At 57.9% G+C, this 7604-nt stretch carries 5 protein-coding genes; 1 reads left to right on the top strand and 4 read right to left on the bottom strand.

Annotation, left to right across the window (positions count from 1 at the left end):
• Both RSSM_RS03300 and RSSM_RS03295 read right to left on the bottom strand, forming a co-directional pair.
• On the bottom strand, window positions 1-379 hold a 379-nt coding region (locus RSSM_RS03300), incomplete at its 3' end, for a hypothetical protein (RefSeq protein WP_052335974.1).
• A gap of 225 nt (window positions 380-604) precedes the next feature.
• On the bottom strand, window positions 605-1636 hold the full coding sequence (locus RSSM_RS03295) for a DUF1559 domain-containing protein (RefSeq protein WP_044300852.1): 1032 nt from the start codon (window positions 1634-1636) through the stop codon (window positions 605-607).
• A gap of 817 nt (window positions 1637-2453) precedes the next feature.
• Here RSSM_RS03295 and RSSM_RS03285 point away from each other — a divergent pair.
• The gene (locus RSSM_RS03285) at window positions 2454-3851 is read left to right on the top strand and encodes a glutamate decarboxylase (protein WP_008674447.1); all 1398 of its coding nucleotides are present in this window, start codon (window positions 2454-2456) and stop codon (window positions 3849-3851) included.
• Here the strand turns inward: RSSM_RS03285 and galK are convergent.
• Together galK and RSSM_RS03275 are read right to left on the bottom strand one after the other, a co-directional pair.
• The gene (gene galK / locus RSSM_RS03280) at window positions 3841-5232 is read right to left on the bottom strand and encodes a galactokinase (protein WP_008674444.1); all 1392 of its coding nucleotides are present in this window, start codon (window positions 5230-5232) and stop codon (window positions 3841-3843) included. The genes RSSM_RS03285 and galK overlap by 11 nt on opposite strands.
• Window positions 5233-5536: 304 nt before the next feature.
• Complete coding sequence (locus tag RSSM_RS03275) at window positions 5537-7555, bottom strand: c-type cytochrome domain-containing protein (RefSeq protein ID WP_008674440.1); 2019 nt, start codon at window positions 7553-7555, stop codon at window positions 5537-5539.
• Between the last annotated feature and the right edge of the window lie 49 nt (window positions 7556-7604).

Raw genomic sequence — 7604 nt, 5'->3', positions numbered from 1 at the left:
CCGGTGGAGCATTTTCCAGAGCTTTTTGAAGAGACGCTGCCATGGCCTTTCGGTCGGTGTTGGAAACAAACGTCAATTCGTTCCTGGGTTTTCGATCGGCGGTGACGCTAACGCGCACATCAAACTCTCCGCCTCGAAGATTCTGTGTCGGCGGGACAGTGAACTGTCCGTTGATGACGGGAGCCATGGCTGTTGGCGAATCAACGCCCTCTTTAGGAACGAGGCTGATTTTGCCTTTTTCGATAGGCGTGCCGTCAACGGCCACCGTCCCGGACAACGTGATTCCGGAAGGGCTGCAGGCAACAAACGTGCACAGCGGACACATCATGACGACCAAGAGAAAACGATAGCCGAGTGGCGAAAGTGAAGGCGTACACATGGAAGGAGCAAATCGGAGTGCAAAAAGGAAGGGAGCAGCGAGTGAAGGAGTCGAAGGTGAGCCCTGATCGCCGCGTTAATGAAGGTTAACGAACGGAGACATTTGCAACGGCACGCGATCACGATCAGGTGATGGCAATCGCGTGCGAAAATGGCTGCGTCAAAACGAATGCGAAAGTGATTCGCGTTGACGCAGCGTGTCGGTGAAACGCCGCGTTGGCGCTGACTATCTTTCGTGTTTGTTCACTTCGTGACCTGCCTTGGTTAAGAAGGCGGTCAGGATATCTTGAGCGATCGAGTATGTGACAAACTCGGTGGATCCGTCGGCGAGCACAAAGTGCGAACCGCCCGGGTGATAACTGAAGAAGAAGTGTTCATCGTTATCGGGAAGGTTGCCGAGTCCGCCGGTCAGGTCTTCGTCATCGAGTGGACCGCCGATACCGTCGGAGTTGACGGGGAAGCCGTAGTAAGGCACGAATCCGCCACCCGCTTCATCCGGCGAGTCGTAGCACAGGACCGAATGGCCGACACCGAATGGGACACCCGTGTAACTGGTCAACCATCCTCCGGTTTGCACCAACCCTGGCTTCGCAGGGAACAAACCGCGTTCACCGACGAGCAGCGTGTTGCTGGTGCCGTCGAGGACCGACGAGAATCGCACGGGGCCATAGGCGGAGCCTTCACTGTGGAACATTCCGTCGGCAGTGTATTTAAATACAGAAGGGAAACCGTTGAATCCGGAGGCGTCGGTTCCGTGATATTGGTTGGAGGAACGACCGTAGTGCCCTCCGTTTCCGAAGTAGTTCGTGCTGGCACTGGTTGCAACCACGGACGAACCCCATCCTACATTGACAGGCGTTTGCGAAAGCGGGTCGCTAGGGCAGTTGAGAATGTTGAGTTCGGTCTGAATCGCGTCTTCATCAAAATCGGGACCGTAAAGTTCGAGTTTGTTGCTGTCGAGGTCGGCTTGCTCGACGTAGGGCAGGATCGCACGGAGCCAGGTGCGACCAACGCCAACAAAGTTGTGGTTGTCTGCGGAGGCGGGAAACTGTTTGAACGTGCTTTCATAGTTGTGGCAGGCAAGTGCCAACTGCCGCATGTTATTGCTGCACGACATACGGCGTGCTGCTTCACGTGCTGACTGTACAGCCGGTAGCAGGAGTCCGACTAAGACTCCGATGATGGCAATAACGACGAGCAGTTCGACGAGAGTAAAGCCACGACGAGAAGGTGATCGTTCGTACGTGTGAGATCTCACTTTAATTCCTTGGATGGAGGCATCATGTGACCAGCCTAACTATCGCTGGTTCAACTCTGACGGCACTTGGGGGGGATCTCGTCACATCACTCCTAGAGAGTGTTTGCCTCTTGGGGAGCGTTCAACGAGATGAAGAAGAGGAGGGCTCGTTGAAGGACTGTCTTGAGATCGAGTGCGTCTTCGAAGCTGGGGTGAACGCAACGCGCGGACCACTCGCCGCCATTAAGATTTCGTTTTTTATTGGTCGGCGATGGCGATCGATTTCTGTGGTCCCGAAATCTCCTTTGCCAGAACTTAGCGTTTGGGATGCTTCCGAACGTTTCTCTAGAAAACAAGTCTATATTTGCCAGTTGTTTTGTCGTTCGGCACGCGATTGTTTGCGGCGGTTTGAAGTGCCATCGGCGGAAGCATGAGATGCTCGTTATTAGCACAAGGCTGCGCATCGATTGCGCGGTCTATGAGAATGTTGATGTCACACGTTTAGATTAGGAACAAACAGAAGAGTATGCCTGCTGATAAAAGGGGCAGGCATTTTAGTGTTGAGATGGGTGGTGAGTGGTCTTCTGCTAGGGGGGGCGTTTTTCTCGACGGCGCCGCATGACGTTTCTTCCGCCTGCGGAATTCTTTTCGTCATGTTTCATTGTGCTCGCGATTGTCGAAGGGTGGGGCGTGTACCTCGCAGTGGCTATAACCAATGTTCACTTCACTTGCGGCAACAAATCCCATTGGCGGGTTTCGCTTCGGAAACGATTGCCGCGTCGCTTTACTGGCTCATCAGTGACTCGTTTATTAGCGTCTCGTTCAACAGGACTAAGTCATGCCGCTGCATCGCAAAGATGACATTCGTGAGATGATCGACGACGAGATCTATGCTTCGTCCGATCTGTCGCAACCATTGCCAAAGTACCGGTTCCCTTCGACCGAGCAGTCGGCTCAGCGAATTTATTCGGCGGTGCATGACGAATTGATGCTCGATGGCAACTCGCGTCAGAACCTGGCAACGTTCTGTCAGACGTGGGTGGAACCGGAGGTGCACCAATTAATGAACGAGTGCATCGACAAGAACATGGTCGACAAGGATGAGTATCCGCAAACGGCCGCGATCGAGGGCCGCTGTGTTCATATGCTGGCCGATTTGTGGAACGCGCCGGACTCGGCGAACACGATCGGATGTTCGACTACGGGGTCGAGCGAGGCGGCGATGTTGGGCGGAATGGCGATGAAGCGGGCCTGGGAGAAACGCCGCAAGGTGGACGGTGCGCCGATCGATCGGCCGAATCTAGTGACGGGACCGGTGCAGGTCTGTTGGCACAAATTTGCCCGCTACTGGGATGTCGAACTGCGCGAGATTCCTATGGAGGGCGATCGTTTGATCATGACGGCCGAGGAAGTGATCAAGCGTTGCGATGAAAACACGATCGGTGTTGTGCCGACGTTGGGGGGTACCTTCACGTGTCAGTACGAACCGGTCCGCGCGGTTGCGGAGGCGTTGGACGCGTTCGAAGAAGACACCGGGATCGACATTCGGATGCACGTCGATGGTGCGAGCGGTGGTTTCCTGGCCCCTTTTTGTGCACCCGATTTGGTTTGGGACTTTCGTCTCCCTCGCGTGAAGTCGATTAACACGTCGGGACACAAATTCGGTTTGTCACCGTTGGGCGTTGGTTGGGTGATTTGGCGCGAAGAGTCGGATCTGCCGGAGGAAGAGATTTTCTGGGTCAATTATCTCGGTGGAAATATGCGAGACATCGCGTTGAACTTCTCGAGGCCCGGGGGACAAGTCGTTTGTCAGTACTACAACTTTTTGAGGTTGGGACGGGAGGGGTACCGGCGGACGCACTCGGCGTGCTACGAGACGGCGAAATTCCTTGCCGACGAGATTTCGAAGATGGGGCCGTTTGAAATCATCTATGACGGTGACATGGCGTCAGGCATTCCCGCATTGTGTTGGAAACTGAGAGACGGAATCGAACATTCGTTCTCGCTGTATGATTTCGCAGACCGGTTGCGTACCAAGGGGTGGCAGGTTCCCGCGTATTCATTGCCTCCGCAGCGAGAAGATCTCGTAATCCAACGGATCTTGGTGCGGCACGGCGTGAGTCGTGACCTGGGAGCGATGTTGGTCGAAGATATGAAACGATGTCTCGAGCATTTCGAGCAACACTCGGTGCACGCGTCGATGACCTCTGAGGAAGCGTCAGGCTTCAAACACTAGAGGGTTTCTGTCGGCTGTTTTTTCGGGGAGCGGGTCTTGTGAAAAATCCTTGTGCAGCAGGATCTTTAACAAGATCCACTACCGCCTGCCCGAAAGCCAGGCTGTGTTGGATTGCCGGTGACCAGCGCTGGGCGTGGGGAAGGCTCGCGAGGTGATGGGCACCGTTTAAGGTGTTGAGAGAATGTGAGCGCCGAGGGCGGGGCGGACTGGTGAAGCAGGACGGTTCGACACCGGTTTCCGCTTTGTAGCGGCTCGTCAGGGCTTCGATCAATGCGTCCGCGGAGTCGCGCTTAACGAGCGTCACGGTGCATCCGCCGAACCCGCCTCCGGTCATGCGTGAACCGATCACACCGCCTTCGGAGTTGACTTCGCGAGCGAGGTTGACGAGCAGGTCGAGTTCTTCACAACTGACTTCAAAATCATCGCTGAGCGAATCATGGCTGGCGTACATCAGTTCGCCGACTTCATCCCAGCGTCCCGCAGAGATTGCTTCGGCGGCCTGCCTGGTTCGTTGGATTTCGCCGACGACATGTCGTGCCCGCTTGAATTCCAAATCGGTGAGTTGATCGCGGGCGGCGTTGACGTCGTCCATCGAGATGTCGCGCCAGGTTGATTTGCCGATCTTCTGCAACGCTGAATCGCACTGGGATCGACGCTCGGCGTATTCACCACCGTTGAGTTCGTGTTTGACGTTGCTGTTGGTGATCAGCAAGGTGATGTCGTCACTGCGAAAAGGGACAGCGGTAATTTCTTGCGAGCGACAGTCGAGCAGCATCAATTCGCCGTCTTTCCCGAACACGCTACTGAATTGGTCCATAATGCCGCACGGGACGCCGGCGTAGTCGTGTTCGGCTTTTTGGCAGATCAACGCCTTCTCACGCATGTCGAGCGTGGTCGACGTGGCGGCTTCGAGGAGCGTGGCGGTGGCGACTTCGAGCGCGGCGCTGCTGGACAATCCTCCGCCGAGCGGAACCGTTGAATCGAAACTAACGTTCAGTGTCGGTGTCGGGCGGCCGGATTGATGGAAACCTGCCAGAACGCCTTGAACGTAGCATGCCCATCCGGGGGCGGACGGGTCGCTGCCGGGTTGGGCCGTGGCGGCGAGGCGGGCGCTCGAGTCCATGCTGATACTGTGATATTGAGACTGTGCCTCATCGGTATCAGTAGGCTTGGAGGCGGCCATGACGATATAGCGTTCGATCGCCATCGGGAGCACGAAACCGTCGTTGTAGTCGATGTGTTCACCGATCAGATTCACCCGGCCGGGGGCGGCGACGAGAAATTCAGGAGCCTGACCGTAGAGTTTTTTGTGGGTTTCGCTGACCCGATCGGCCAGTTCGGTGAGACTTTCGGTGGACGTGTCGTTTTCAGTGGTGGTCATAGATGGCTTCTCGAATCCAGTGCTCACCCGATTGGTGAGTTGTCAAATACACCCGAGGTGGGCATGGCGGGGAGTTGCGAGCCAGATTGTACTACGGATCGCCTTGAGATTGTTTATCATATTCTGGCAAATTGATCCCGCTTCGAAAACCTTCTGCGACGTTTTGCCGAATGTTGCTGAGGATCCGTTGGATTGCGGACGTGACGTGTGATGACCCGCAGCGATGGCAAGCCACGACGTTCTTGCGGCATGCCTGGCGCGCAGGCATCTGTTCAAACGATCAGTGTCTCGCGAGAGCTCGGGGTTATTTCACCCACTGCAACCAGGCGTCAAAGTAAGCCGTTGGGGTGACGCCCATGCCGGAGAGAAACGCGTCGTCGAATTTCTTGCCGTCGCGAAGATGCCGGATGATAGTGTCAAAGCCTCGTTTTCTTTGACGGGTGAGGAACGACTCGCAGACGGCCGCGGAGAGCAAGTCGGCTCGCTCGGGGGCGAGTCTTCCGGCGAAGAAGTCTTTGCCTGATTTGAGGCTGCCGACCGCGGTCACGAGTTCGGATTGCATTCGAGCCAGTTCGGCCCGGTCGCGTTTGGTATCGGACGCCGCGACAACTTTTCCGAGGCCGTCGGCGAACCAGCGAGGGACCGTATCGCCTCGGCTGCGGACGGCGAGGCTCGCGACGGGAGCGGCAAGGCGGCTGGCGATGGTCTCTTCGTCATCGCCGGCGGAGGCGACCACGGCCACGTAGGCTTCCAGGCCGTTATAGGACCAATGCGATTCCCAATCGGAAGGCAGGCTGCGGCGTTCGACCATTTGAGCGAACTCGCTGTAATCGTACCGACGGGGCATCACGTAGATGGAAGCCCGGCCGTTGAAGAACGCTTCCGCCGCGGCGCCCCCGGCGGCGAGTTCTTTCGCGGGCAGGATGATCGACGCCTTTTGCAATGCGGCTTCGGCTTGGTTTGCGACGATCGTGAGCGTGGATTCCGGGACATCGCCCCACAGCGAGAAGTGATCGGACTGATGGTGCGAGAGTTTATCGGTCTTCCCCCCGGCGAGGCTGAAGTCCCGCATCGCGAGTTCAGCCCGGCGTGCGGTGACCTCGGCATCGGTGGCGGCCGCGAGCCAGGCTTTCTGCGTCATCGCGGTGAGCGATTCTTCTCGCAGGTTGGTCGCGACCGTGGCGCCTTCTTCGATCCACTGAGAAATCAACGCGATCTCCTCGTCCTTCAGAGGCGGGCGTCCTCCGGCGGGCATGCGAGCGCCTTCGGTACCGCGTAGTTTTTTGACGAGCAGGCTTGCTTCGCCGCGACCGGGTTGGATGACCGGGCCGGTGTCGCCACCGCGAAAGAGCCTGGCGAGGTTGTCCATCTGCAGTCCGCCGCGAGCCTGCATGGCGTTGATGTGGCATCCCGTGCAGTTCGCGACCAGCACCGGTGCGATCTGGCTCGCGAAGTCGACGGTTTCCTTGCCGGTCGGCGTGCCGGCTCGAGGCATGGGGGCGGCGGGGGTAGACGCGGGGTTCGGGGTGCCGGGATCGTTTGTGTCCGCCGTGAGGCTGGTCAGTTGTACCGACGCATCCTCGCCGTCGAATTTGGCTCCTTCGTTGATCCACCGTTCGAGCGTGGCCAGTTCGATCGGGCTGACCTTCCCGCCCCCGCGAGGCATGTCGCCGGTTTTGATTGTTTCGATCAGCCGGCTGCCGATGGTGTCGCCGGCGAAGATAACGACACCCTCGGGTGGCCCTTTCATCAGCTCGGCAAAGGTCGCCAGGGAGAAGCCGCCTCGGCTGCCGCGGATATGACAGCCGCCACATTTGCTGACGAGGATCGGTGCCACGTTTTTGACAAAGCTGACGCCGGTGTTCTCTGTGCTGAACGGGTTAACGGTCGGGGGAACCGTGTTCGCGTTTGATGTGCCGGTTGCAGCGGGCATCGCTGTGTTCGCCGCGACGGATTGGTTTTCGGGTCGCGGAGGCGGTTGAAACGGGGAGATCGAAATGCCCTCGAGTTCAATCAGAACCCGGGCGTCAACAATACGCTGCATCTTGGGCAAGAGAGCATCGTACAACTCCGGGGAACCGGCACGGACGGCGACTTCGACTTGGTTCATGGCTCGTTCGAGCGAACGAGCGGAGTCTTCAAAGCGTCCCGCGTTGAATTGCTCGCCGGCTTTCCGCATGCTGACGCTGATCGCCGTCATCGCCTGCCGCGATCGCGTATCCAGGCGAGGGGCGTCGGATTCGGCCGCAGTGGTGGTCGTTCCGCAGACACAGAGTGCTCCGGCCACGAGGCAGCCGATCGTCGCGGTCTGGGCAGTGCTCATGGCGGTCTGGACAGGGCTCATGGCGGTCTGGACAGTGCTTGCCGCGGTC

Origin of the sequence: Aporhodopirellula sallentina SM41, from assembly GCF_000346505.1 — a bacterium.
Lineage (GTDB): Bacteria > Planctomycetota > Planctomycetia > Pirellulales > Pirellulaceae > Rhodopirellula > Rhodopirellula sallentina.
The sequence above is the reverse complement of the archived record's forward strand: the minus strand, read 5'-3'. Positions and strand labels throughout refer to the sequence as shown.

Excerpts from the sequence above, each read along its gene's own strand:
- RSSM_RS03285 (WP_008674447.1), top strand. The coding sequence starts at position 2,454 with ATGCCGCTGCATCGCAAAGATGACATTCGTGAGATGATCGACGACGAG.
- galK (WP_008674444.1), bottom strand. The coding sequence starts at position 5,232 with ATGACCACCACTGAAAACGACACGTCCACCGAAAGTCTCACCGAACTG.
- RSSM_RS03275 (WP_008674440.1), bottom strand. The coding sequence starts at position 7,555 with ATGAGCACTGCCCAGACCGCGACGATCGGCTGCCTCGTGGCCGGAGCA.